Origin of the sequence: Natranaerofaba carboxydovora (assembly GCF_022539405.1) — a bacterium.
GTDB lineage: Bacteria > Bacillota > Natranaerobiia > Natranaerobiales > Natranaerofabaceae > Natranaerofaba > Natranaerofaba carboxydovora.
In genome coordinates, this window is sequence record NZ_CP054394.1 from 549,948 (window position 1) to 575,563 (window position 25,616).

Annotated in this window: 17 protein-coding genes; all 17 read left to right on the plus strand. The window is 32.4% G+C overall.

The features are described 5' to 3' along the window. Window positions 1–152 precede the first annotated feature (152 nt). The 17 genes from ACONDI_RS02660 (at window position 153) to ACONDI_RS02740 (ending at window position 25,604) form a co-directional block, all read left to right on the plus strand. Entirely contained in the window at window positions 153–455 is a 303-nt protein-coding gene (locus ACONDI_RS02660; RefSeq protein WP_241079944.1) for a hypothetical protein, read from the plus strand. 55 nt (window positions 456–510) lie between these two features. Continuing rightward, window positions 511–759, plus strand: coding sequence for a hypothetical protein (locus ACONDI_RS02665; RefSeq protein WP_241079945.1), 249 nt, complete (start codon window positions 511–513; stop codon window positions 757–759). A gap of 544 nt (window positions 760–1,303) precedes the next feature. After that, on the plus strand, window positions 1,304–1,804 hold the full coding sequence (locus tag ACONDI_RS02670; protein ID WP_241079946.1) for a hypothetical protein: 501 nt from the start codon (window positions 1,304–1,306) through the stop codon (window positions 1,802–1,804). A 99-nt stretch (window positions 1,805–1,903) separates the two neighbouring features. Then, window positions 1,904–2,326, plus strand: coding sequence for a hypothetical protein (locus ACONDI_RS02675; protein WP_241079947.1), 423 nt, complete (start codon window positions 1,904–1,906; stop codon window positions 2,324–2,326). 322 nt (window positions 2,327–2,648) lie between these two features. Next, window positions 2,649–4,964, plus strand: a complete 2,316-nt coding sequence (locus ACONDI_RS02680; RefSeq protein WP_241079948.1) for a PAS domain S-box protein — start codon at window positions 2,649–2,651, stop codon at window positions 4,962–4,964. Window positions 4,965–5,193: 229 nt separating this feature from the next. Beyond that, on the plus strand, window positions 5,194–5,406 hold the full coding sequence (locus tag ACONDI_RS02685; protein WP_241079949.1) for a hypothetical protein: 213 nt from the start codon (window positions 5,194–5,196) through the stop codon (window positions 5,404–5,406). A 10-nt stretch (window positions 5,407–5,416) separates the two neighbouring features. After that, entirely contained in the window at window positions 5,417–5,659 is a 243-nt protein-coding gene (locus tag ACONDI_RS02690; RefSeq protein ID WP_241079950.1) for a hypothetical protein, read from the plus strand. Beyond that, window positions 5,652–6,977, plus strand: a complete 1,326-nt coding sequence (locus ACONDI_RS02695; protein WP_277397830.1) for a diguanylate cyclase domain-containing protein — start codon at window positions 5,652–5,654, stop codon at window positions 6,975–6,977. The genes ACONDI_RS02690 and ACONDI_RS02695 overlap by 8 nt, the downstream gene beginning before the upstream one ends. 599 nt (window positions 6,978–7,576) lie before the next feature. Next, entirely contained in the window at window positions 7,577–8,488 is a 912-nt protein-coding gene (locus tag ACONDI_RS02700; RefSeq protein WP_241079952.1) for a copper amine oxidase N-terminal domain-containing protein, read from the plus strand. Between the two features lie 18 nt (window positions 8,489–8,506). Beyond that, complete coding sequence (locus ACONDI_RS02705; RefSeq protein WP_241079953.1) at window positions 8,507–9,289, plus strand: copper amine oxidase N-terminal domain-containing protein; 783 nt, start codon at window positions 8,507–8,509, stop codon at window positions 9,287–9,289. 320 nt (window positions 9,290–9,609) lie between these two features. After that, the gene (locus tag ACONDI_RS02710; RefSeq protein WP_241079954.1) at window positions 9,610–11,295 is read left to right on the plus strand and encodes a stalk domain-containing protein; all 1,686 of its coding nucleotides are present in this window, start codon (window positions 9,610–9,612) and stop codon (window positions 11,293–11,295) included. A gap of 277 nt (window positions 11,296–11,572) precedes the next feature. After that, window positions 11,573–13,069 carry an IS21 family transposase gene (gene istA / locus ACONDI_RS02715; RefSeq protein WP_241080918.1) on the plus strand — a complete coding sequence of 499 codons (1,497 nt, stop codon included), beginning with the start codon at window positions 11,573–11,575 and terminating at the stop codon, window positions 13,067–13,069. Further along, window positions 13,066–13,788 (plus strand): IS21-like element helper ATPase IstB, encoded by a 723-nt coding sequence (istB, locus tag ACONDI_RS02720; RefSeq protein WP_241079666.1) that lies wholly within the window; start codon window positions 13,066–13,068, stop codon window positions 13,786–13,788. Before istA ends, istB begins: the two co-directional genes overlap by 4 nt. A 432-nt stretch (window positions 13,789–14,220) precedes the next feature. Beyond that, window positions 14,221–17,634, plus strand: a complete 3,414-nt coding sequence (locus ACONDI_RS02725; protein ID WP_241079955.1) for a PD-(D/E)XK nuclease family protein — start codon at window positions 14,221–14,223, stop codon at window positions 17,632–17,634. After that, entirely contained in the window at window positions 17,627–22,183 is a 4,557-nt protein-coding gene (locus ACONDI_RS02730) for a UvrD-helicase domain-containing protein (RefSeq protein WP_241079956.1), read from the plus strand. The genes ACONDI_RS02725 and ACONDI_RS02730 overlap by 8 nt, the downstream gene beginning before the upstream one ends. A gap of 141 nt (window positions 22,184–22,324) precedes the next feature. After that, the gene (locus ACONDI_RS02735; protein WP_241079957.1) at window positions 22,325–24,154 is read left to right on the plus strand and encodes an AAA family ATPase; all 1,830 of its coding nucleotides are present in this window, start codon (window positions 22,325–22,327) and stop codon (window positions 24,152–24,154) included. Then, window positions 24,138–25,604, plus strand: a complete 1,467-nt coding sequence (locus ACONDI_RS02740; RefSeq protein WP_241079958.1) for an LlaJI family restriction endonuclease — start codon at window positions 24,138–24,140, stop codon at window positions 25,602–25,604. The genes ACONDI_RS02735 and ACONDI_RS02740 overlap by 17 nt, the downstream gene beginning before the upstream one ends. Window positions 25,605–25,616: the final 12 nt, after the last annotated feature.

A 25,616-nucleotide genomic window follows, 5' to 3' on the forward strand; every position in this document is an offset into this window, starting at 1 on the left:
TCCTGATTATATGCAATAATTATGAGTTAATTTGCAACTTCCACTTTTTAATGCAGCCCCTCACAGGTTTTGGGGTAACTATTATATAATTATTGCGTATGGGATAATTGGAAGTGTATTATAAAACTAGTCTTTTAAAAAGGAGGTAAATAATGGAAGTTTTATATATGATACCACTTATTACTTTGGTAATAGCTGCTGCGGGTACTTTCATATGCTACCAGGCGAAATCATTAAGCGATAATGTAATATATAAATATGGTTTTTGGGCTTTTGGACTATTCTCTATTTCTTGGGTTATTAGTATTATACAAACTTTTGTGCTGCCTGTTCATTTTCAAAGACAAGCTATATCTTTGGGGATTAACCACGTAATTCAAATATTAATATTTATAGGATTCATAGTACTTGTATTTGGTTTCTATAAAAGTTTCAGCGATAGCAAGACTAGATAATTCAAGCCAATATATTTATGTTTTTTAGCTACTAAAATTGGAGGTTGATGCTTAGATGTTATTTTTGCTTACAAATTATGGGACGCCCATATTATTCGGTATTGGTATTGTAATATGCTATATAGCCAAATCTCAAAACGAACACCTAATTTATGAATATGGGTTTTGGTCTTTTGTAGTTTTTTTGGTTTCTAGACTTATAAGTATAATCCGACCTATCTTGATATCTCCTGGAATGGGGCAAGAAATGGCTGGTGGAGGAATGCCTTTTTGGCTTATGGGTCTAAATTTGTTTAGAGAATAATTTCTAGGAATAGCAGCTTATTTAATCCTAGTAGTAGGCTTTTATAAAAGCTTAGAGAGTGAGAAGAGCAAACAAGTTCAGTAACTCAGGCTAGAGAAAGGAGAAAACCATGCATCTAATTATTCTTTCTGTTTTGACTGGCTTTTTGGGTACATTAATAGGATTTTTAATTGGAGTTGCTTTCGGGTCTAATTTTTTGATGTATATTTTTATGAGCTTTTTCGGGTTAATAGGAGTATTGACACCAGGCTTATATGTTCTAGATAAACTATATAACAAGTTTATACTTAGAAAAAAATGAAGTGGAGCTTTTTTAACATTTGCTCCGATTTTTACATTAGTAGTAATAAAAAAAGCTTTGAATAACCTCACAATGGCTACCCTTACAAACAATTGTCATAATAACAAGCGCTATAGTATTATTTGGACTCCTAATACTAATCCTCAGAGCTTTTAAAACTTATAACAAATTTATTAGGAATTTTGATACTCTATATCGGTTCTAAGTTTAGCTAGATAAACTTGAAATTGGAGGAGAATAAACTTGAGGAAATTAAATTTATTGTTATGTTTGGTCATTTTCTTAGTAGTTAGTTTAATCTTTATAGCCTGCGAACCAAATTCTCAAGAAAAAACTATAAAAGAGTTTACAGGAAAAGGTGCCTACTGGAGTATAGAGTTTTTAGTAACAGAAGAAGAGGAGCCTAGCGAAGTAGACATTTCTGCAAAATATTTAGGTGACTCAAGTGATATTGAAGAAGTAGATACAATTAAATACAACTATAAATGGCTGCATGAAGAGGCAGAATTCATAGAAGAAAAAGATAGTGTAGAATTTCATGGTGAAGATCCTGATTCAACAGTACACATGATAAGCATTGCAAGTGCTTTAACAAAAGATAGAAAAAATATGTATTCTGGAGAAAGTTTTATATCTGACTCTAATATTGCTGACATAGAGATGAATGAATTAGCTGATTATATAAGGATTTATATAGAATGGAATGAACAAGAAGAAATGCTCGAATTAGAAAAACTTAAATAAGGGCAAGGTGTTATTTCCTTTAGGTAAAGCCCTGAACGAAGATTGGGGTGATTTATTATTTTAGGCATTCTTGCATTTATTTTGGCATTATCAGCCATATTGATTATCCATTATAAATCAACTTTTGAAAGAAAATATAAAATATTATTGATTCTTATAATAATAGTTCTTCTTGGATTAAATAATTATAACGCTAGTGTCACTGAGTCAATGAGAGATCATAATAATGCAGTCGAAAAAGGTGCTATAAGAAAAATAAACATAACTTCTGGTGACATTGTGGGTCACCTTGAAGACTTCATGTCTGATGAAAAAGGTTTAGAAGAAAGGGTTAAGGCCTGGAATTATAGTCTGCATAATAACAGGAAAATGTTGGATGGTATTTTTTATTCTATGAGATATTTCTTCAACCTTTTCATTGGTGGTTTGTGGAAGGAGTACGGCGAATTCAAGCCATGCTTTATTTTATTGATTTTTACTATTATACCCGTTTTCGTCCACAATACAAACACTGCTGCTTAAAGCATCAAAACCTAATTTATCCACCATAATTCTTCCTCCCTAAGAGAAAAATGTCTGGGAAATAAATATTTATTTTCAAGGTAATAAAATTTCATTATTTATTCCTGGCTTCCTTGATACTTTAGTCCCAATTTATATAAAAAATATATAAAAAATTTATGATTATTATTGTTTGGGTGACAAGTCTTATATTTTATAAGAAAAATCAACTTTTTAAAGGAATATGTTAAAAAATATAGAATTTAATGTTATTGATAATGACAATAATACTTTATGCTAATAAGGGTTATTAAATTTTGTAAATGAAAGGTGTTTGGAGTTAATGAAACATGCTGCTGGGAATTTATTAAACGGTATCTTGGAAAGTTCAAAAGAAAGTGTTATTTTCGCGCTGGATGATAACTATTGTTATCTTACCTTCAATCAAAACCACAAAAAAACCATGAAAAATATCTGGGGAGTAGATATAAAAGTTGGCGATAATATGTTGGACTATATTAAATATAAAGAAGACATAGAAAAGGCAAAGGGAAATTTTGATAGAGCACTAAATGGTGAAAGTTTTATTGAAATTGAACAATATGAAGATGAATCTATAGACCGCAGGTGGTACCAAAATGAGTATAATCCCCTTTATGATGAAAGTGGTAATATAATTGGGTTAACCGTATTTTTATCGGACATCACTGAACGCAAACAAACTGAAGAAAAGCTAAGAAAAAGTGAAGTAAAGTTTAGAACATATATAGAAAAAGCCCCCATCGGGATATTTGTCCTAGATAAAGAGGGTAATTATTTGGAAGTAAACGAAGAAGCCTGCAGGATGACTGGATATACGAGAGAAGAGTTTTTTAAATTGAATATTAAAGATTTACTCCCTGCTGATAGCTATTTAGAAGGTTTGGCACCATTCAGTGAAGTTTTTGAAAAAGGTCATACAAAGAACACTATCTTTACAAAAAGAAAAGACGGCACAAAGTTCTGGAGATATATGGTTGCTGTCAAGTTAGACGATGATCATGTTATTGGATTTGCAAGCGATATTACTCAATTAAAAGAATTTGAAAAAGAACTAAGGCTAAAGGACAGGGCTCTGAAATCTTCCATAAATGCAGTTGCAATGGCTGATCTGGAGGGTAAACTTATTTTTATCAACCAGTCTTTTCTTGACCTGTGGGGTTATAAAGATGAAGATGAAGTATTGGGAAAGAATGCTGTAGAATTCTGGGAAGATAGGAATAAGGCAAGAGAAGTGATAGATGCTTTATTTAACGAAGGGAACTGGACAGGTGAGATGAAAGCTAAAAAGAAAGATGGTGAATTGATAGACCTTCATCTGTCAGCAGCCATAGTGTATAACGAAGAAAGAAAAGTTGAAGCGCTGATGGCTTCTTTTGTTGATATTTCTGAACAGAAAAAAACGCAAAGGCAGTTAAAAAAATATAATAATGAACTAAAAACAAAAAAAGCCGAAGTAGAAAAACTTTATAAGCATTTAAACAATGAAATAGACATGGCAAAAGAAATTCACGAAAGAGCTTTATTAAAAGATCCATATAAATTGACACTTCCAGAAGATATATCCATAGAAGCACATTACCGACCTTCAGAGCAGCTTGGAGGGGATTTTTATAGTTTTATTGAAGCACAGAACAAATTAATTATATATCTTTCAGATGTGTCAGGGCATGGCCTTGATGGAACGATGCTGAGTGTATTTGTTAAAGAGACAATAGAGAGCTATCTAAGCCTTCGTCCCAATGATATATCTCCAGAAAATATAATAAAGCATGTGAATAATCAGTATTATGAGGATAACCCTGGAGATTATTTTATCTGTATATTTTTAGGTATATTGGATTTGGAGACTTATAATCTTGATTATACGGGAGTTGGGATGCAGTTTTCACCAAAGGTGAAGCACGTTAATGGGGAGCTTACTGAGCTTTTTGTGGGAGGTCTACCAATATCATCTGCTATATCAGACCAACTTATGAATTTTGAATCGAACAGGATTCAACTTAATCCTGGTTCAACTGTTTTATTTTACACAGATGGCCTTGCCGAGCAGAAAAGCCAGGGAATAATGTACGAAAATAGGCTGAAAAAAATCTTTGATTATATGGGTCACTATCCTGTTGAATTTATAAAAAATGCTATGAACATGGACTTTAAAGAATTTAATGGCGGCAGCTTAATAGGTGATGATGATATTACCTACGTTCTGCTTCAAAGATACAAGGAAGATATAAAGCAGTTTAACTGGGCATTATACAGCAGCAGTAAAGAGCTGGATGTATTTTATACTAATATCAAACCCACTTTAGAAAAATATGTTGCAAATGATGTGTGCCTACAGTGTTTGCATGAACTAATGACAAATGCAATGGAACACGGCAATAAGTTTGACCCAGATAAAATGTTGTATATAGAGGCAACAGTATGCGAAGAATTTGTAGTTGTATCACTTTCAGACGACGGGGAAGGTTTTAACTGGACCGAAAAGTTAAAGAAAACATGTGATATAGATTTTGAAGGCGAGAGGGGCAGGGGTATAATCATGGCCCAGTTGATTTGTGATAGGCTTTATTATAATGAAAAAGGCAACAAAGCCTTTGTAATTCTTGAAGGTATTTAATAGCTTAGTTTGCCTTTTAATACAATCAAAAGTATCACAAAAATTAAGGCCTGCCGCAAAAAGCAGGTCTGAAATATGTGGCACTTTTTTCAATGCAGACTCTATTATTAAATTTTATATTATTTATGATTCAAGAAGGAGATTCAAATTTAATATAGTATATACAGATATTGATATAATTTGAAATAATTATTAATGATGTTATTATTTGTGATAGGAGTGGATTTCATTGTCAACCACTGACCTTGAAATATTACTAAACAATACATATGATGCTATGTTTTTAATAGATGTAGAAAATGAAAACACTTTTCAATTTAAAACAGTTAATGAACAATTTAAATATTTAACAGGTTTAACTACAGCGGGATTACAGGGGGGAACTCCACACGACTTCTTAGACAAGGATACAGCTGACTTTATAACTTCTAAACTATATTAAATGCTGTAAATTGAAAGAGAGAGTTGAATATGAAGAAACCCTTGACTTGCCTGTGGGAAGACTTACTTTTCATACAGTGCTTTCTCCTGTTATTGAAAATAACAAGGTGGTTAAAATAGTGGGTTCTGCTCGTGATATTACCGAGCAGAAACAGCTGGAGATAAAGCTTAGAAAAAGTGAACAAAAATTTAGAAGTTTTGTGGAAAATGCAAATGACATTATATTTACTGTAGACGAAATATGGAATATTTGAATATGTTTCGCCCAACTGGGAAAAGGTGCTTGGTCACAATGTAAATGAAATTATAGGGAAAAGTTTTGATGAATTTTTACATCCAGAAGACTATGAAAAAATGAGATGCTTCCAAAGTAAAATATTGGAACAAGGTTTGTTAGAAGAAAGCGTTGAGCACAGGATAAAGCATAAAAACGGTACTTGGAGATGGCATAACTCAAGATTTAATCTGCTAGAGGAAGCAAAAGATGACATATGCATACTGGGGATAGCTAGAGATGTAACAGAACAAAAGGAAGTCGATGAGAGGATTCGACATATTAGCTTTCACGACAGCTTAACAGGATTGTACAATCGCTACTATATTGAAGAGGAAATTAAAAGGTTGGATACAAATGAACAGCTGCCTATAAGCTTAATTATGGCTGATGTAAATGGTTTGAAGCTTCTTAATGACACTTATGGGCACAAAGCTGGTGATGAACTGATAAAAAAGGTAGGGAATCTTTTAAAGGAGTTTACTAGAGACAAAGATATAGTAGCCAGGTGGGGCGGGGATGAATTTGTTGTATTACTCCCTCAAACAAGTAAAGAAAAAGCAGAGAAAATAGCCCAAAGATTAGTACAAGAATGCAGAAAAAAATATGTTGAAGCTGTACCAGTTAGGTTTGCTGTTGGTACTTATACAAAGGATTCTAAACATATATCTATAGAAAAAGCTTTCAATGAAGCTGAAAATAGAATGTATAAAAATAAGCTAGATGAAAGAAATGCCACAAGAAATGAGATGGTTTCAGCAATGCTTAACACATTAAAAAACAAAAGCAGTGAAACAGAAGCTCACCTATCGAGGATGGTGTTTCTAAGCTACAGGTTTGGTAATGCTCTTAATCTTTCTGAAGAAGATATGGAAAAACTTTTTTTAATAGCTACCCTACACGATATAGGTAAAATTATTTTGCCTGAAAAAGTACTAAAAAATGAAGGGCGATTAACCAGCGAAGAACATGAGTTATATAAAGAACATCCAAAAAAAGGAGAATACATAGCCAGAGCTTCAGAAAATTTTGTCCACTTAGCCGAAGATATTGGCTCACATCACGAACGTTGGGATGGCAAAGGATATCCAAATGGATTAGTAGGAGAAAACATACCTTTTTTTGCAAGGGTAATAGCTATAGTAGATTATTACGAAAATAAAACAAATGATTTTTTAGGAGAAAAAGCTATGTCGAAAGAAGAGGCCCTTAAAGAAATAAAAGAAAATGCAGGTATTTTTTTTGACCCTGAATTAGCTAAAGTATTTGTTTCATTTATAAAGAAGGGAAATATATAAATTAAGACTGTATAGTGAAAGTGACAGAGTTTTTACAAATAGCAGATATACACACACAAACCAAGAACTAGTAAACAAGCCTCTGAAATTTTTAAAGATATAAAAAACATTAAAAACACCTAAAATAACACCACAAATAATAAAACTTAGCAAAAATATAATCCATTAGTGGGGGTTGCAAAACCTGATAAATACTGTTATGATGGGAAAGGCTAGAGTTCAAGGGAGTAGTTGGCGAGCTGGTGCTCCCCGCGGACTTCAAATCCACGAGAGCCTAGTGGAAAAAATAAACAACCCTTTTATACCAGGGGTTTTGCGATAACAAAAAATGGGAACGAGGAGAAAAGTACATAACTTGTCACACGAAAGTGACACGAGAATATATTATGATGACTGCTACACCTTTCTGATTTTCAGGAAGGTTTTTTGTTTTTGTAGAGTGTGTTTTGTTATGTTTAATCGTTTATGCTGTTGCAGGGAAATTATTTCCTATGAAGAATTGAAATAAAGTAGAATAGACGCTTAAGAAGAATTTAAAGTACAAGCAAGCAGATTAAATAATAATTAATTAGTAAGAACAAGATAGGAGTGAGTTTCAGTTGAAGAAAATTATAATAGTATCATTATTTTTGTTATTAATGCCTACGGTTGTACTTGCAGAAGATGTACAAATTGCTGCAAGTATTGAAGGAGAGGAACTATTAGTATTTGTAGATGACAAACAAGTTAATTTTCCCGATCAAGAGCCATTCATAGATGAAAATAATAGAACTATGATACCTGTAAGGTTTCCCACTGAAGCTTTTGGAGCCGAAGTGGATTGGGTACAGGAAGAACAAAAGGTAGTAACAAAAAACCAAGACAGGGAAGTAAAGATGTGGATAGATAACAATATCATGGAAGTTAATGGGGAAGAACAGGAGATGGACACTACTCCTATAATAAAGAATGATAGAACGGTAGTACCAACACGCTTCATAGCTGAAGCTCTTGGGGTAGATGTGGATTACGAAAGGGTAAGTTACATAGCTGAAGATGATTCGGAAATTGTATCTGATAATATAGGGATAGTGTTTAATTTTACAGAAGATCAACTAGAGTCAGAGATAGAACAGTTAAAAGAAGATATAATGACTAAAGTAAAAGATAACTTACCAGAGATAGAAGTGCCTGAAGATCCTGCGGATGCACATCCTGCGTTAGATGATTATAATTTAGATTATGAAGTAGACAAGAAGTATATAGATGAGTTGGGTCATGAGGATACAACGTTACATGAACCTAATGAGTTGCAAGGTTTATCAGCGTATATGTTTTATGATGGTTGGACAGAAGAGGGTAGACAAGATGCAGCGAGGATATTAAACAGAAGGTTGCAAGATATGGATAAGGTGAATGAAATAATGGATTATGTTGAGAATGAGGGGATGCCACAAACATTTGAGCGGTTTGAAACGGATAGTTATACTATTAGAATAGCTTCAGATTTATTATATATATATGAAAAATAATAAGGTGGTGATATACTTATGGGTAAAAAAATTGTTTTAATTTTAGCCTGTTTATCAGTATTGATTTCTAGCTCTACAGCATTTGCATCAGATATTGACATTTACATATACGGTGAGAGGGTAAATTTTGAAGATCAAGAAACTTTTATAGATGAAGAAAACAGAACACAAGTACCAGTGAGATTTGTCAGTGAGTCTTTAGGTGCTGATGTAGACTGGTTAGAAGAAGAACAATTAGTAAAAATAGAAAAAGAAGATACATTCTTAGAATTAACAGTTGGGGAAGCTGAATATAAAAAGGATGGTCAATCAAAAGAGATGGATACTTCCCCTGTAATCACTGACAAAGGCAGAACAGTAGTACCACTAAGGTTTGTAAGTGAAGGTTTGGGTAGTAAAGTAGAATGGGCGGGTAACATCAACACAGTGTTTATAGGTAATATTGAAGATTGGGAAGTTCCAGAATATCCTGCTAATGTTCATCCAGTTATGGGTAATTACTGGGAAGATTATGAAATAGACAAGAAGTATATTGAAGAGTTAGGTCATAAAGATACAACTTTAAGAGAGCCTAATGAAGGTGCTGATTTAGTAGCAAGTATGTTTTTTGATAGTAGGACAGAGGGAGGTAGGCAGGATGCAGCAAGAATAATTAACAGAAGAGTTCAAGATATGGATAAGGTGAATGAAATGATAGATTTTGTAAAATATACAGAAGATCCATCAATAGAAAAAGAGTTTGAGTGTGATAATTATTTAATTACTATTTCATCAGGACTATTTTATATTTGGGAAAAGTAGAAAAAGAGGAAATTGTTTTGTATAAAAGATTACTTTTGTTAGTAATATTATTAATGTTTATTCTGTCATCAAGTGTATCAGCAATATTAACTAGACATGATGATATTAGTGATGATTGACAAGATCATATATTTGATATGACAGAGATGGTAAATCATCCAGAGTTTGTTATTCTACCTGATTATGTGAATGAAGAAATGACGGAGAAACTTATGGTATAGTGGGCGGAATACCAGATGATATGAATCTGGTTAAGAAAAAAGATATTTAAAGTAAAACTTAGAATTAAATTACAAGAGTCTAAGGAGAGGGGTTCTAACATGAAAAAATTTAGTTGTTTATTAGTATTTTTATTGATAATTGGTTTATCAGGGGTAGTAAGTGCGGAGAGTTCTGATATTGAAGTATTGATAGATGGTGAGGGGGTAAGATTTGAAGATCAAGAACCATATATTGATGAAAATAACAGAACGCTTGTACCATTAAGATTTATTAGTGAAGCATTAGGGGCAGAAGTAGAATGGGATGGAGATAATAACAAAGTATTAATTAGTGATACGGTAATAGTAGAAGAAGAGAGTAATATATCTGATGATGTAATTAATAGTGGGTTAGAAGAAATTACAGATAATTTAGCAATGTTAGCCGGTAGTGTAGTAACAGAAGATAATAAAATAATGACAAGAACAGGGTTAGATTTAGAATTAGAGATTGAAAGCAGTCAAATAAATACCAAATATAATATAATACCTGTTTTTGAAGAGTTTGAAGAAGAATTTAAGGATATTTTAAATTTAACTAATGAAGATATTTATGATATGAGAGAAGAAAAAATACAGGAGTATGGGATGGACGATGATGAAAGCTTTCAAGATGAGATTGAAGATTTAATTAATATGGATACTGAGCCTATTTTAACTGATAAAGGAAGGACAATGGTGCCATTAAGATTTGTTAGTGATGCGTTAATAGCAAATATAGAATGGGATGATGGAGTAATATTAATAGAGACAGAAGAAGTGAGAGTATCAGAAGAAGATTATCGAAGTGAGGTTAGTAATTTTATAGAGATATTTTCAAATAATTTATATGATGATAGTGATTATTTAGAAGGAGTATTCCCGGTAGAAGGAGTAGATGGTTATTCTGAATTAAATGATATAGAATATGAGTATTATGATAATAATGTAAAGTTAGATTGGGGTGAAAAGCCTACAGGTGGTTATTATATAAGTGTGGAAGATATATATAAACAAGGTGATGATTTAATAGTAGAATTTTATGTGACTGTGCCTGGGGATAGTGCTGTGACACAAGCAATAACAAATCCCAGGCATCAAGAAGAAGTAGATAAGGAGTACAGAGATTTTGACAATATTGAGTTAGATTTGACAGAAGTTATTGTTTTAGGAGAAGAAGAGGAAGATGATAGTGAGGTAGTTGAAAAACCAGATAAGGATGAAGAAGATGAAGTAATTGAAGAGGAAGATATTGATGATAAAGATATAGTTGATATAAATAATATAGATTATGATAGATTAGATAGAAAAGTATTTGAATATACTAATGATATAAGGGAAGAGTATGGTTTAAACAGGCTTGGTAGTCATGATTTATTAGATGAAGCTGCAAAAATGCATTCAGAGGATATGATAAATGATGAATTTTATTCCCATGAGAATCCTTATGATGGTGATAAAACAAGACCAGGGGACAGAGCAGAGTATGTTGGTATAGATAATCCTTATATAGCGGAAAATGTATTAGATTATCCAATTGCAATTCATCAAGAATTTACTTATGATGAATTAGCATATAATTTTGTTGATGGCTGGTATAATTCAGATGGACACAGAAGAAATATGTTAAATGATGAAGCTAAAATATTGGGAGTAGGTTCATATGGAGGTAATGTAGGGGCGGCAGCTAATAATTTTGAGGGTGATACCTTTGTAATAAGGTCAACTCAGAAGTTTCAGGTTTATGAAGAAGTGGAAGAAAAATAGTTAATAAAAATTAAATTAATGTTTTAAAATAGGTAGTAAAAATAAGCTAAAAAGATACTAAGTTAAAGTGTAGCAAAGTTAAAACAGTTAAAAAGTCCTTATGAGGGCATAATCTCCCTGGAGTGTTTGTGGCAAAATAGAAATGGAGAAAATGGCAAGATAAAAATCCCGTAAAAATTGGAAAAAAAGTCATTGCCAGCATCCCAAAAATATCATACCCTTCTAATTGTAATCTACCAAAAAACAGTTAGAAGGAGGAAAAGAAAGGATGCTGACAATGACTCAACAGTATAATATCAAATACTTATCATTTCATAAAGGAAAAAAGTACAGCGAAATTAGCAGGGAAACAGGCCATGATTTCAAAACTGTGAAAAAATACGCCGAGAAGGAAGGTTTTAATGATAGTCCTCCCCGGAGAAAGAAAAAAAGTTCAAAACTTGACCCTTTTAAACCAACTATTGATCAGTGGTTAAATGAAGATACAAAAGCTCCAGTAAAACAGCGGCATACAGCTAAAAGAATATACGATAGATTAAAAGAGGAATTTAAGGAAAAATTTAATGTTTCTGAAAGAGTCGTTAGATATTACGTATCAGCTAAAAAGAGAGAAATATTTGGTGATAGTGAAGCTTATCTTCCCCTTGAACATCCTTCTGGGGAAGCTCAAGTGGACTTTGGCGAGTCACTAATTTATGAAAACGGCAAAGAAATCAAAGGGCATTCTCTAGTCTTATCGTTTCCCCATAGCAATGTAGCTTACGAGCAAGTTTTCAGGGGCCAAAACCAGGAATGTTTGTTGGAAGGGCTGCAGAGGATATTCAAATATATAAACGGTGTTCCCACAAAGATTTGGTTTGATAATCTATCTGCTGCAGTGAAAGAAATTAAGAAAAAAGGTGAAAGAGAGTTAATCGAACAATTTGAAAAATTTGCCCTTCATTACGGGTTTCTCCACAACTTTTGTAATGCCGGCAAATCAAATGAAAAAGGTCATGTGGAAAACAAAGTAGGCTTCACCAGGCTAAATCATTTTGTCCCCGTTCCTTCCGTATCTGACATAGAAGATTTGAATGAAGAACTTTTTCAAAAAGCAGAAAACGACGCCCAAAAACTGCACTACAAAAAACAAAAGAAAGAAGCAGAGCTATTTGAAGAGGATAAAAATTGCTTACTTAAATTACCGGACAAGCCTTTTGATATTGGCCGATTGGTAAAAGTAAAAACAAATAAATATGGAAAAGTTGAATTAGATAAAAAGATCTATTCCACATCTCCCCGGCTAGTGGGAAAACAGGTCTGGCTTTATTTAACCCATGATAGGGTGGATGTGTTAGATGAAGATTATAATCAAGTGGTTTCACACCCTAGGCTCTATCAAGAAACTGAGTCAATGAAATGGTATCCCTATTTGGAGCTGATAGCAAAACGGCCTAACGCTTTAAAATACACTGGTTTTTACAAAGAATTGCCCGATCCCTGGCAGGATTATCTTGAGTATCTTGATTACCCGAAAAAGAAAAAAGCACTTCATTTATTAAAGGATATAATTGAGCACAATGACATGGATACTGCAGCCGATGTACTTTCACAAACCCTCAAAGATGGAGTTGATGATGTGGAAAGTATCAGGCTTACTTGGACTAGAAAAACTAGCAACATAACTCTACCATCCGAACTAGTTTCAAACAATAATATACCTTCAATGACAGGATATACTCCAAATTTCGCAGTTTACGATGAGCTATTAAACAAGGCAGGTGATAGGAAATGAAAGAAACTATTGAGAGCTACTGCAAAAAGCTTAAGTTAGGTACTACTATACCGGAGAATTACCCTCAAATAGAAGCAGATACCCATGAAGAGTTTTTAGAGAAACTTTTAAGACTGGAGGTGGAACAAAGGGAGATAAATCGTAAAAACCGCCTTTTAAAACAGGCTAATTTTCCTACCTTCAAAACATTTAAGGACTACAATTTTGATAACGTAGCTTTGCCGGAAAGCATTGACGTGGAAACACTTAAGACTGCCGGTTTTGTTGAACAAAAGGAAAATCTTATTCTTTACGGGCCTGTAGGCACTGGGAAAACTTTTATGAGTATTGCTGTGGGAATTGAAGCTTGTAACCGTGGGAAAAAGGTTATGTTTTACACTACAGCAGCTTTGGTCAATCAGCTTTTAGAAGCTCAAGCTGACGGGGAAATAAATAAATTAATGAAAAAGATTGAAAAAGCAGATGTGTTAATTTGCGATGAATGGGGGTACATCCCCCTCAACACAGAAGGAGCACAACTTCTTTTTCAAGTAATTTCAAACTGTTACGAAAAGCGTAGTGTAATCATCACTACCAATTTAGAATTTAGCAAGTGGAACACTATATTTTATGATGAAAAGCTTACTAGTGCAATTATCGACAGGTTAGTTCACTACAGCCATTTGATCACATTTACAGGGCCTAGCTACAGGCTGCAGAACTCTTACATTAATTGCTAAATCTGGAATTGGGGTGCTGGATAAATTTTTTGCCGTTTTCGGGAATTTTATCTTGCCAAACACACTGGAGGACTTTTTTATTTTTACGAATTTAAAAATCACAAATATAAATTTATGAACACTTGGACTATAGTACTAAATTATTAAAAAAAGAAAGGGATTTCCATCTCGTCAGAAGATAATAAAAAGTTTTTATCAGATTGGTTGATTGTAGTCATCTAAGAATTGATATTTATGAGTTTATAAGTCGTACTTACTGCTTGATTCGACAAAATAAGTCAATATTCGACAAAGGATAATGTTAAATAACAAAGAATAATTTAACTGTTGTTATTTTTATTAATAGCAATTACTTTTTATTTAATATTAGTTTTTTAAAATTGTTACAGAAGATTAAAAAATAACGATTATTTTAGAAAGGTGAAATATAAATTGTCTTTAAGTTCACTAATTAATCAAAAGATTGTAATAGTACCAAGCAGACAGGGTGGAATTGAGTTTCGCAGATCTCTTGTCCATAAAGGATGGTATCTTCCAAACTTTCAAACAGAAACTTTATTTGGATTAGCTGAGAATAAGGCTTTGGCTGAGTTATTTTATGAAGGGTATTTTTTAATTGATGAACAGGTTGGACGAGAGATTATGCTAGAAGTGTTATTATCTTTGGAAAAAGATAATAAGCTTAATTATTTTAACAAAATTTCTGCTGACCCTCAGACTGCAAAAACATTTTATAAGGCAATTTTGGAAGCAAAACTATTTTGTAAAACGAATAAGAATATAAGCTTTGAAAATTTGGATAAGATTGAAAAGATAGAGGATCAACAAAAAGAAGATGATTGTAAAGCTAACGAAGGCGCTAAATCAGAAGATTTGGAGAGAATCTTTAATAAATACAATGATTTTCTGATAAACAAAAAGTACATAGACAGGGCAGATGCTTTGAAAATAGCCATAGAAAAAGAGCAAGAAAACCAAATAAATAATAAAGAAGTCCAATCAGGCACTGAAGATATAATTTATTTTGTTCCTGAAAACCTTAAGCTATATCCCTTAGAAGAAGAATGGCTAGATGTTTTAACAGAAGAAAAAAACAGTTCAAAAGTAGAGTTTTCCCTTAAAGATCCTGAAGTTATTTTAAATAAATGTATATCAAGTACAAAAGAAGTTAAAGAAGACAGACGAGAACTTAACTGGAAAATTATTAATGGATACGGTGAAAACAACGAAGTCAGGCAAATGGTTAGAGAGATTAAAGATAATAATATTAAGCTTGATGAGTGTGTCTTCTGCTGTACTGACTATAAAACGTATTCCAAGCTTCTAAATGACCTCTCCCAGGAATATAACCTCCCTATGACTTTTTCCCATGGTGTAAACATCATGAGTACTGCTCCGGGCAAGCTCACCAAAGCTGTTCTTTCCTGGTACCAAAATGGTTTTAAAACATCAGATTTTCGAGAGATTGTTTTTGGAAACCAATTTGCTATTGGTAAGCTAAAGAAATATTTCGAACAAAAAGTTGAAGAAAAGCTTCAAGAAAAGCATGAAGAACTATACAACGAGTTAAAGCAAATTGAAAAAGAATCTGATAATAATAATGAAAATGAGAACTCTTGTGCAAATAATAAAGAAGAAAAAGATACAAGTGATAAAGAAAACCATATCAAAGAAAAGGACAAGGCTGGCAAAGGTGAAGTGAGTATTGTAAATAAATATCTTTCAGTCAATAAATTTTATGAGATTTCCCATGATCTACTTCCTGGACTTAACACCGAAGAGAATAAAGACAAGTTTGATAGACGAAAAGAGTTTGCCATTGAAGAATTTGAAGAAAAGAAAAAAGAATTAATTAAACTAGATGAAGATATAAAAGAAAAAGAAAGGCGAAAACAATATAAAAATCTCTGGCGAGAACTTTGTAATATTACATTGGCAGAGCTTTTTTTCTTACAACTCACTGGTGAAAATGCAGACAGGAAATCCAGTCTGTCAAAAGGATTGTTTTGGCTATTAAATGAGTTTTTGCTTCTTCGATATCCTGACAAGGAAGAAACAGACCCAAATATAATAATGTTACAGAATAACGCTATTTCCCAGGATAACCAGGCTAAGAAAGCTTTAATAGAAATTTTGGAACGCCTTATAGAAAACAACTTTTCCAATGATAACACGACTGCTATTTTATTAGATTTTATTGAAAATGTAAAAGTATTTCCTTCTACTACAAGGCCAGGGCATATTCATGTGACAGACATAAATAATGGTATATGGATATGGAGAGAAAATATTTTTCTTGTCGGTATGGATGCTAACCGCTTTCCGGGTACTTCGTTGGAAGATCCTATCTTGCTAGATGAAGAAAGGGAGGTTCTATTAGAAAAGGACGTAAATGATGATAAATGGTGGCATCTATTTAAAAATAACCGCTTTAGAATCATTTATGAAAATATGAATTTATTTAAACAGATACACTTTAAAAAAGCCGGTTCATTATATATTTCTTATTCTAACTTTAGCCATTATGATTTTAGGCCTACACTTCCTGCTTCGATTTTGTTAACAACCTACAAAGAGCTAGCTAATAAAAAAGATGAGCTAATAACGGTTAATGACTTTGTAGATTACTTTTCAAGAAAAGACAATAGGTTGGTTAAGGCAGGCTTTAATCCTAATTCAAAAAATAGCTCGTTGGATCAAACTGAATTTTGGCTTTATCATACAGATGGTGGTAATAATAAACTCCAAAAAATCTCTACGTTCAGCGACGATTTAATTAAAGCTGATAAAGTACTACAAGAAAGACGAAGTAAAAAACAAACTATATACGATGGCAAAGTTAATTATTCAAGCAAAATAGAAGAAAATGATAATAATATTGCCTGGATAAAAGATAGAAAGTCTTTTTCACCATCTTCTCTGGAGAGCCTTGGAAAGTGTCCTTTTGAGTTTTATTTAGCCCAGATTTTGAATTTAAGGGTTTTTGATGTACGTGAAGAAAGAAAAAATGAATGGCTAAACCCTTCAGATAGAGGAACTTTAATGCATGCTATCATTGAGAACTTCCTTAATGAAATTTATCCTGATGACAAAGAAATTGACCTTGGAACCTTTAAAGAAGAAGACTTTGAACATGAAGGCAGGTTCTATACCCGGATAATGGAAATAGCTGAACAGCAACTAGAAAAACAGAAGAAAAGATTAAGACCAGAAAATGAACATATTTTTAAAAAAGAAAGAGAAGATATTTTAGAACGCTGCGGGATATTTTTGGAACAGGAATGGGGCTTAATTAATAAATGTAGAGAAAAGAACTTAAACATAGAAAAAAGCTTATCCGAAGTTGAATTTAATAAGGAAATAATTTTAAAAGAGGATAAAAAACTGCCTTTAAAAGGCTATATAGATCGGGTGTTACAGTTTAGTAACAAAGAAGCAGAGGTAATAGACTATAAAACAGGTTCTAGTAAACCTAGTAAGGGCAGCCCATACAAAGAAAATTCTTTAGACGGGGGCAGAAAACTACAGGCGCCTTTATATGGGCTAGCCTATGAAGGTACTAGTGAGGGGAAGATTTCGGTGACTAAAACAGGTTATATTTTTATAAACACCAAGACAGACGAAGAAAAACAAATCATAAATGACATGAATGAAACGCGCGATAATACTACTTCAATATTAGAAGGACTTTATCAAATAATTAAAAATGGTGAATTTGTTGTAACAGACAATGAAGAAGACTGTGAATACTGTGACTTTAAATCTGCGTGCTCAAGAGAGCTGCTAGAAAATATAGATAAAAAACGTGAGGGCACTTATTCTAATGAGGTGAGAGAGTTTGAGTAAAGAAAAAGAATTTATAGATCAAATTCCCGATCAGCCACAGAGAGATCAACTAAATAAAGAATTTAATGCTAACTTTTTTGTTGAAGCTAGTGCAGGTTCTGGTAAGACTAGCTGTTTGGTGGACAGAATGGTCTATCATGCTGTGCGGTTAGAAAACAAAGAAGATATTAGTAAAATTGTTGCCATTACTTTCACAAAAAAAGCTGCTCAGGAGTTTAGATCCAGATTTCAAGAAAAACTAGAGAAACTTCTTAAAGAGGGTAATGTTGATAACATAGACGAAACAAAAATAAAAGAAATTCTTGAAGACGATGCTAAAAGAGAAGAGCGTATACATTACATTTTAGATAACTTAGATAACATATTTATGGGAACTATCCATTCCTTTTGTGCTAGAATGCTTCGTGAAAGACCGATAGAAGCGGAACTAAATATTGGTTTTAAGGAGATTGATGATAAAGAAAATGAAACTTTTATGGAAAATGCCTGGAATGAATTTTTATTAACAGAAGCAAATAAGGGGATTAGCAAGGATTTAGAAAGAACAGGTGTATATCCACCCCAGTTATATAATTTGTTTTTGCAATTGGATAATAATAAAGACGTTGATTTTAATGCTAATTTTGAAAATGAGGCAAAGGATTTGGTAAATGACTGCGAAGATTCAAAAGAATTAATAAACCTTATTAAAAACGAAGATACTCATTTAAAAATTCTACAAAAAATATTTGGAGATTTTTATTGTCATATGTCTTTGAATGAAGAGACATTGGATAAAGAAATAGTTGAACCTGATTGTCCAGAAGAAATAAAAAGAAAAACTGGAGAAGCATTTAATAAAAATAATAGAAAGCGAATTGCAAATTTAGCTTTTTACTATGAAAAATATAGATGTAAGGAAGAAGAGTTGCTTGAAAACTATCCTCAATTGTTGGAGATGTTAGAGAATTTTACAAAGATAAAGCTTAAGCAAAGTCCAACTGAAATAAAGGTAAAGGATAAAGATAAAAAGAAAACTCTGAAGAAAAAATTTAAAGAGCGATTGCAAGAAGAAAATGAAAAACACAATGTAAACAAAAAAATTGCAGAGTTGTTGAAACTATACTATGAACTAAAATGCTATCAAAATGCTTTAGATTTTGCCCATAGAGCGGCTCAATTTGCACAAGAGAAAAGAAAAAAAGAATCACTTGTTAGCTTTGAGGATCTATTATTTTATTCTAGAAATTTGCTGCTCCGTAGCCAAGAAGCGAGAGATTTTTTCCAGAAAAAATACTGCTATTTTTACGTAGACGAATTCCAAGACACTGACCCATTACAAACAGAGATACTTTTTTATTTAACGGCTAGTGAATTTAAGGAAAACTGGCAAGAAATTATTCCAAATAAAGGTTCGTTATTTATAGTAGGAGATCCAAAACAGTCCATATATCGTTTCAAAAGGGCAGATGTAATAAATTACTCGTTAGTTAAACAAATAATAGAAAAAGCTGATGGTCGTGTTATTAACCTAACTACCAATTTTCGTTCTGTGGATGCTTTGTGTAAAGATTTTAATGAAATATTTAATAAACTATTGCCGAAAGATGATAGCGATACCCAGGTGACTTACGAAGAAGTTCAATCGGGTAGAAGTGCGTTAACTTCTGATGATAAAAGAAAAGAGATTTCGGGGATAAAAGTTTTACCACAAATAAAACTGCCGACTGAAAACCAAAAAGAACATTTACTTAAAGAAGATCCCCCTCGAGTTGCAGAGTTTATCTATAATGCAGTGGAGTCCGGGGAGTTTAATCTAGCTAGAAATAGGGGTAAGGGTAAGCCAGAAACTTTAGAGCCTGCTAATTATGGAGACTTTATGTTGTTGACTTACGATAAAAGTGACATGGATGTTTATATTAGGGAACTGCAGAAACTAAAAATTCCATATACCTTATCCGGGGAAAGTTGTTTTTCTGAATCACTAGGTATCAGAGAACTGGTTAAAATATTAGAAAGTATTGAAAACCCTTATGATGAAGTGAAAACAGTTGCTGCATTAAGGAGCATTTTTTTGGGAGTTTCAGATGAAGAACTTTTTGAATATAGGACTTGTGGCAAAAACTTTATCTTAAACAAAGATCTTTCAGATAAAAAAAATAAAGAAGAACGAAGCAATATTGAAGATAAAATGGTTACCCTAGAACATTACAATGAATGGGCAAAATTATATTCTCCAGTAGTTTTGATGGAAAAGATAATAGATGATTTAAAGGTCGTTCCTTATTCCATATATTCTTATACCTGTGCAGAGGATTATGATCACTTAAAAAGAGAAGAAAATGGTTTAAACCTGTTATACCAGTTGTTAGAGACAATGCGGGGTGAAGAAATTAATGGTAATATTTACAACATTACCTCTTTGATACGCCGAATTAATTTTTGGATGGATGAAAATATAGATAATGAAATGCCCTTTGAAATTGAATCCGGGTTAAACGCTGTAAGTGTAATGAATCTTCATAAAGCAAAAGGCTTACAAGCACCTGTAGTTATCCTTGCTAAACCTTGTGGAAAATCAAATATTAGTCCGAGTGTTCATGTAGAACGCACAGATGATATGAAAGTAAAAGGCTACTTGAAAATCCAAGAAAAAGTTGGAGATAAAAAATTCATTAAAAATCTTATAAGTGTTAATAAATGGGAAGATAAACTTAAACAAGAAAAGGATTTATTAGAAGAAGAACATATAAGAAAACTGTATGTTGCAGCTACAAGGGCCGAAAACCTACTAGTAATTAGCAACGCAGATAAAGATATACCAAAAAGCAATCGTCCCTGGAAAGAAATATGTGAAAAATTGAGTGAGATTGAAAAAGACGAGTCTGAAGATAAAGAACTTAAAATGAGAGAAATAAGTATTCCAGAACATTCAGCTTCTAAATCAAAAGAAACTGAAATAGCAGAAGAGACTAGCAGTGAAGACTTAAATTTCTTAAATGAATCTATAAAAAACAATTGGCAAAATTGCAAAGAAGTTACCTATAGCCATAGAAGCCCCAGTGAATTAAAAACTGATTACCAAGGGTCCAATCAATCCCTATCTAAAAATAGGCTTTGGAAAGACCTACTGAATGGATTACACAAAAAACTAGGGGAAGAAGATGTTAAAGTGCAGATGCTTGGTACAGAGGATGAAGAAGTGAATAGTTATCCTGTTAATGAGACATTAGATGACATTGTAGAAGAGATAATAGATACTATGTTAGATGAAGATGTGAAAAATAGCAAGGATTTCAAACAGATGTTAAAGGCAAAAGGATTAAGAGATGAAAGTGAAATTCCGGATGCACTTCTATCAGACTATAAAAAAGGTACTCACAGTGATAGACGTGGGCCACTATGGGGGACAATGGTTCACCTGCTGTTAGAAAGGCTGGTAGACAATAGGAAGGTTATTAATGAAGCTAATATTGAGAAATATATAGAAAAAGCAGTAAAGGAAACTTTGGGCGAGACTCTTTATGAAAGTAACTTTAGAGATACTAAATTTATGAATCAATATATAATTTTAGAAAAAGCTTTAGGATTTAAAAAGAAAGATAAAACAAAGCCGCTGCAAAACCTTAAAGAAGTTAGAGAAATTTTATATGAACAACTAAAAGATACAGCCAAACGGTTTATAAACGGTGTATATCCCCAGGCAGAACCTAATAGGGAAAAGCTTTGGCAAAGAATACAGAATGCTGAGGAAGTGGTAACTGAATATGATTTCGAAATACCGTTGTATGAAACTGAAGATAAAGAATTATATGATCTTTGTATTGAGACCAAAGAAGGTAATGAAGAAGATGGTGAAAATGGTGACATGGATGAAAATAAAAACAATGGGGAGATGTTTTTGTTCTCCGGTTCCATTGACCTTATGATAAAGGAAAATGATAGCTGGGTGATTGTAGATTATAAAACTAATAGAGTGGACAACCCTGCCTTCCTAGATGAAATGTATAGGAACCAATTGAAAGCTTACAGGATGCTCTGGGAGAAAGTCAGCGGAGAAAAGGTGAGCGAAGCTGCAGTTATCACATATCATGTGAAGGCATGGGATGAACCTAATGAGTCATTTACTGAAAGAAGCAGCAGAGAGAAAGAAAGTTATTTGGATTACCCACTTGAAGAATTTGCGGAAAAACTAAAAGATAAAAACTTTGTAGAAAAAATAAGCAATGTAACTAACCATGGGGTGAAGCTTCAAAGACTTAATACTTTTTTATTTTTAACAGTTGTAGAAATATTTATAGAGAAAACACAGGGGGGTGAAAAAGCAAGCATACTTAAAGAATATAACGTAATAAGTGATTATACTGCTAAAAGCTTAGGCCATTTGCAGAATGGTGTAAAGAAAGCATTTGGTTATGAAGAAAGAGACAAATTTGAGAACGCGTTATATGAGGGAAAAGACTTTGTAGAGGGAGTTAATACTGTCGAGGAATTATTAGATAAGATGATAGAAATGGAAGGGGAGGCTAAGATTGAAGAAGAGTATAAAAAAATAAAAGAATACCTTTAAGATTAATCTTATAACATATAATTTATAGAGATAAAAACCTAATTTTTATAAGTAAGGTAGGCAGACAGTTTATTTAAGGTTTATAGGTAACCTTAAAAACCTAAATATGTTTATAATTATTTATAGAGGGAGTTTTTAGTTATGACTATGGAGAGTACGAATGCTGAAAACACAATTAATTTTCTTAAAGAAAAATTCGGAGAAGAAAATGTACTTGAAGAGGAAGATGTAAGACGAGAGTTTAGTGAAGATATGAAACGAAATTTTGGTTGGGATATAGGTGGGGCTAAAGGAAACTCTGACTTCTCATTTTATAATACACGAAAGATAACAGTTCCTAGTACTGGTGAAGAGATATTTGTATATGCTCATGATACTACTTACTATACAAGTAATTTTTTGATTAATAATTTTGAGCGAAAACACATAAATAATGCTTTGGCATATTCAATAGATAAAGGATGCAAGTTTTTTTTCTTATCAGTTATGACACCAGAAGCAATAGAAAACTTAAAAACAAAAAATCATTACTTACTAGAGAAGGTTGAACCTTCAGAACTTATTTTTTCTATTGAAGGAGAGTGTAAACATCAAAGGTCATATACCTTTGATCCAGTAATAAATGAATGGAGAAATAAAGGCTTTCCTATACCAGGACGTGCTGAAGCACCTACAAAAAAAGGCTTAAAAATAAAATTCATGGTACTACATAAGGAGAACCTCGATGATTATTTAGAATATTTTGATAGTCGTCCATATATGAGAGCAGATACTAAAAACAAAAGTAATGAACAAACAAAAATTAAAGAAGTGGAAAAAATCAACAAGTCTATTCCTCCCATTAAATTTTCAAGAAATCGTCTGTTATTTGGAGCACCGGGAACGGGTAAAAGTCACAAAATCGATAATGAATTAGAAAAATGTCGTGGGGAATACTTGTATAAAGAAGAGAGCAAGATTGAAGAAATAGTAAAAAATTTAGGCTATAAAGACGAAGAAACATACAGTGAAATCAAAAAAAAGGAACTAAGAGAAATCAGAAAAATTGATGAAGATTTTCGTGTTACTTTTTTTGAAGAATACACATATCACGATTTTGTTGGTGCTTACAAGCCAGTACCTGAAGGCGATAACATTACTTATAAATTTGTTCCGGGCCCTTTTACTGAAGCCTTAGTTCAAGCTTTGAATTACCCTTATAAAAATGTGCTACTGATAATCGAAGAAATAAACAGGGCTAATGCGGCATCTGTTTTCGGTGATCTTATTCAATTACTTGATAGAACTCCAGACGGAGATAGTAAATATAGTATTGTTCCTCCAATAGAGATGAAAAAATATTTATTAGAAAATGATATGATAGGTCGTTTTAATGAGGATGAAGGACTTAAGATTCCTGAAAATTTGTATATATGGGCAACAATGAATAGTGCTGATCAAGGGGTCTTTCCAATTGATAGTGCTTTTAAACGTCGCTGGACAGTAGAATATATGCCAATAGATGGTGAGGAAAATGATGTAGAGAGATACCATGTATGGTTAAAACTTGATAAGGAGGGGGAATTTAAAAAATATAAATGGAACTCGTTTAGGAAAGAATTAAATAAACTATTAAAAAATTATGTTGAGGAAGATAGATTAATAGGTCCCTACTTTTTAAATAATATGGATCTAGGTGAAGATAATGAAACCTTTACAAAAGAGGCCGTAGTAAATAAACTTTTTTCATATTTGAGGCAAGATGTATTAAGGTATACCCCTGACAAAATTTTCAATAACAATTTAAGTAATATGACTGATATAAAAGAAGCTTACTACGATGATCCGAAACCGATTGATTATATTTTAAAAGACTTTGATAGTAAAGAATTAGAACCCGCAGAAGAACATAACTCAGACGATAATAATGATGAACCAGGTAATGCTCAACAAACTAAAGACGAGGAGCTTAGTGATGGTAACGAGTCCTAACAACTATGTTTTTTTACAAGAGGAAGATGAATATAGGAAAAAAAGCAAAAAATTGAGTGATGATTTGTGTACCGAACTAGAACAAAATGGAATGACCAATAAGGGGAAAATTTCTTTTGTGGGGTCTTTTTTTAGTGAAAGAACGAAATCTTTTGTGATTTGTTATCCTAAATATCTAGATAAAGTGAATGAAGTAGATGGTTATAACGAAGAAAAACAATTTTCTCAAGAAGCTTTGAACTGTCTAGAACATATGAAATTAGTTTGCAAGGTGATTGAAAAATGTAGTGAAAAATCAGCAAAAGAATTAGAGGGGGATTTTTCACCGTATGATAAACAAGAAAGTGACAAATATATTAATTTACTTAGCATAGCAGAATTTATCTTACAAGACTATTTAGAACATGGTCTATATGAAATGAAGACCTATCGTCACAAAAAAAATGCAAAAGGTCCCGTTAGCTGGGAGAAAACAATTAACAAAACGATACCCTTTATTACAGAAAAGAATAAAGTTTACTATATAGATACTATCAATAAGAAAAAGTACTTCGATAAAAATAGGTTGTTGACTCAAATACATGCTTTAGTAGTTAATGAATGTGCCAAACACAAGGAAGTATTATTAGATTCGAACGAAATAAAACTGCCAAAAGTTTCAGAATTGAATTTAAGTAGTGAGGAAGAAAGAAAAAAAACATCAAATGTTATTCGTTCATATATGAGACAGGTATTCACGGATAGAGAAATTAATCTGTTAAAAGCTTTAATAAGTTGGCTTGACATTTCCCCTTATTATATTAAAAGATTTGGAACAAATAATTTTCAAATTATATGGGAAGAAGTATGTAAAAGTGTTTTTGTACATGATGAAAGCTTTGAAGATAGGATGCCAACCCCTTTTTTTTACAACCTAAAAAATGAAAAAATATACAGGGCAACAGATTACAAATTAATTCCAGATATAGTTAGGGTAATAAATAAAGATGAACAACAAAGAAAATTTGTACTTGATGCAAAATATTATAAGCCTGAAATACCTGAAGAGAAAGGAAGAACATTGCAATATGCTCCAGCAGCAGGCCCTATTGCTACGCAATTTTCATATATGGAACAGCTCAAAGAAAAAGGGGAAATTATGAATGGGGCTTTTCTATTTCCACACTTTTACCAACCCCTCTCTTCCGATGATTTCATTGATAATATTGGATTTGTTATAAAACCAATAGAACAACGACAACGTGATAAAGATGTAAGAAATGAGATAGAAAATAACAAGATTAACCTTGAGGACAAAATCTTTTATTTTCAAATTAATCCTAATAGTATTTATAAAAGATTTTTAAACACAGGGGAATTAAAGGATGAGGATATGCTTAGTTATTTTGATTTTAAAAATGTAGACAGTGTAGATTATACAAATAGTGACAATTTTTCAAAAGCAAATTAGAAGATTCCTTAA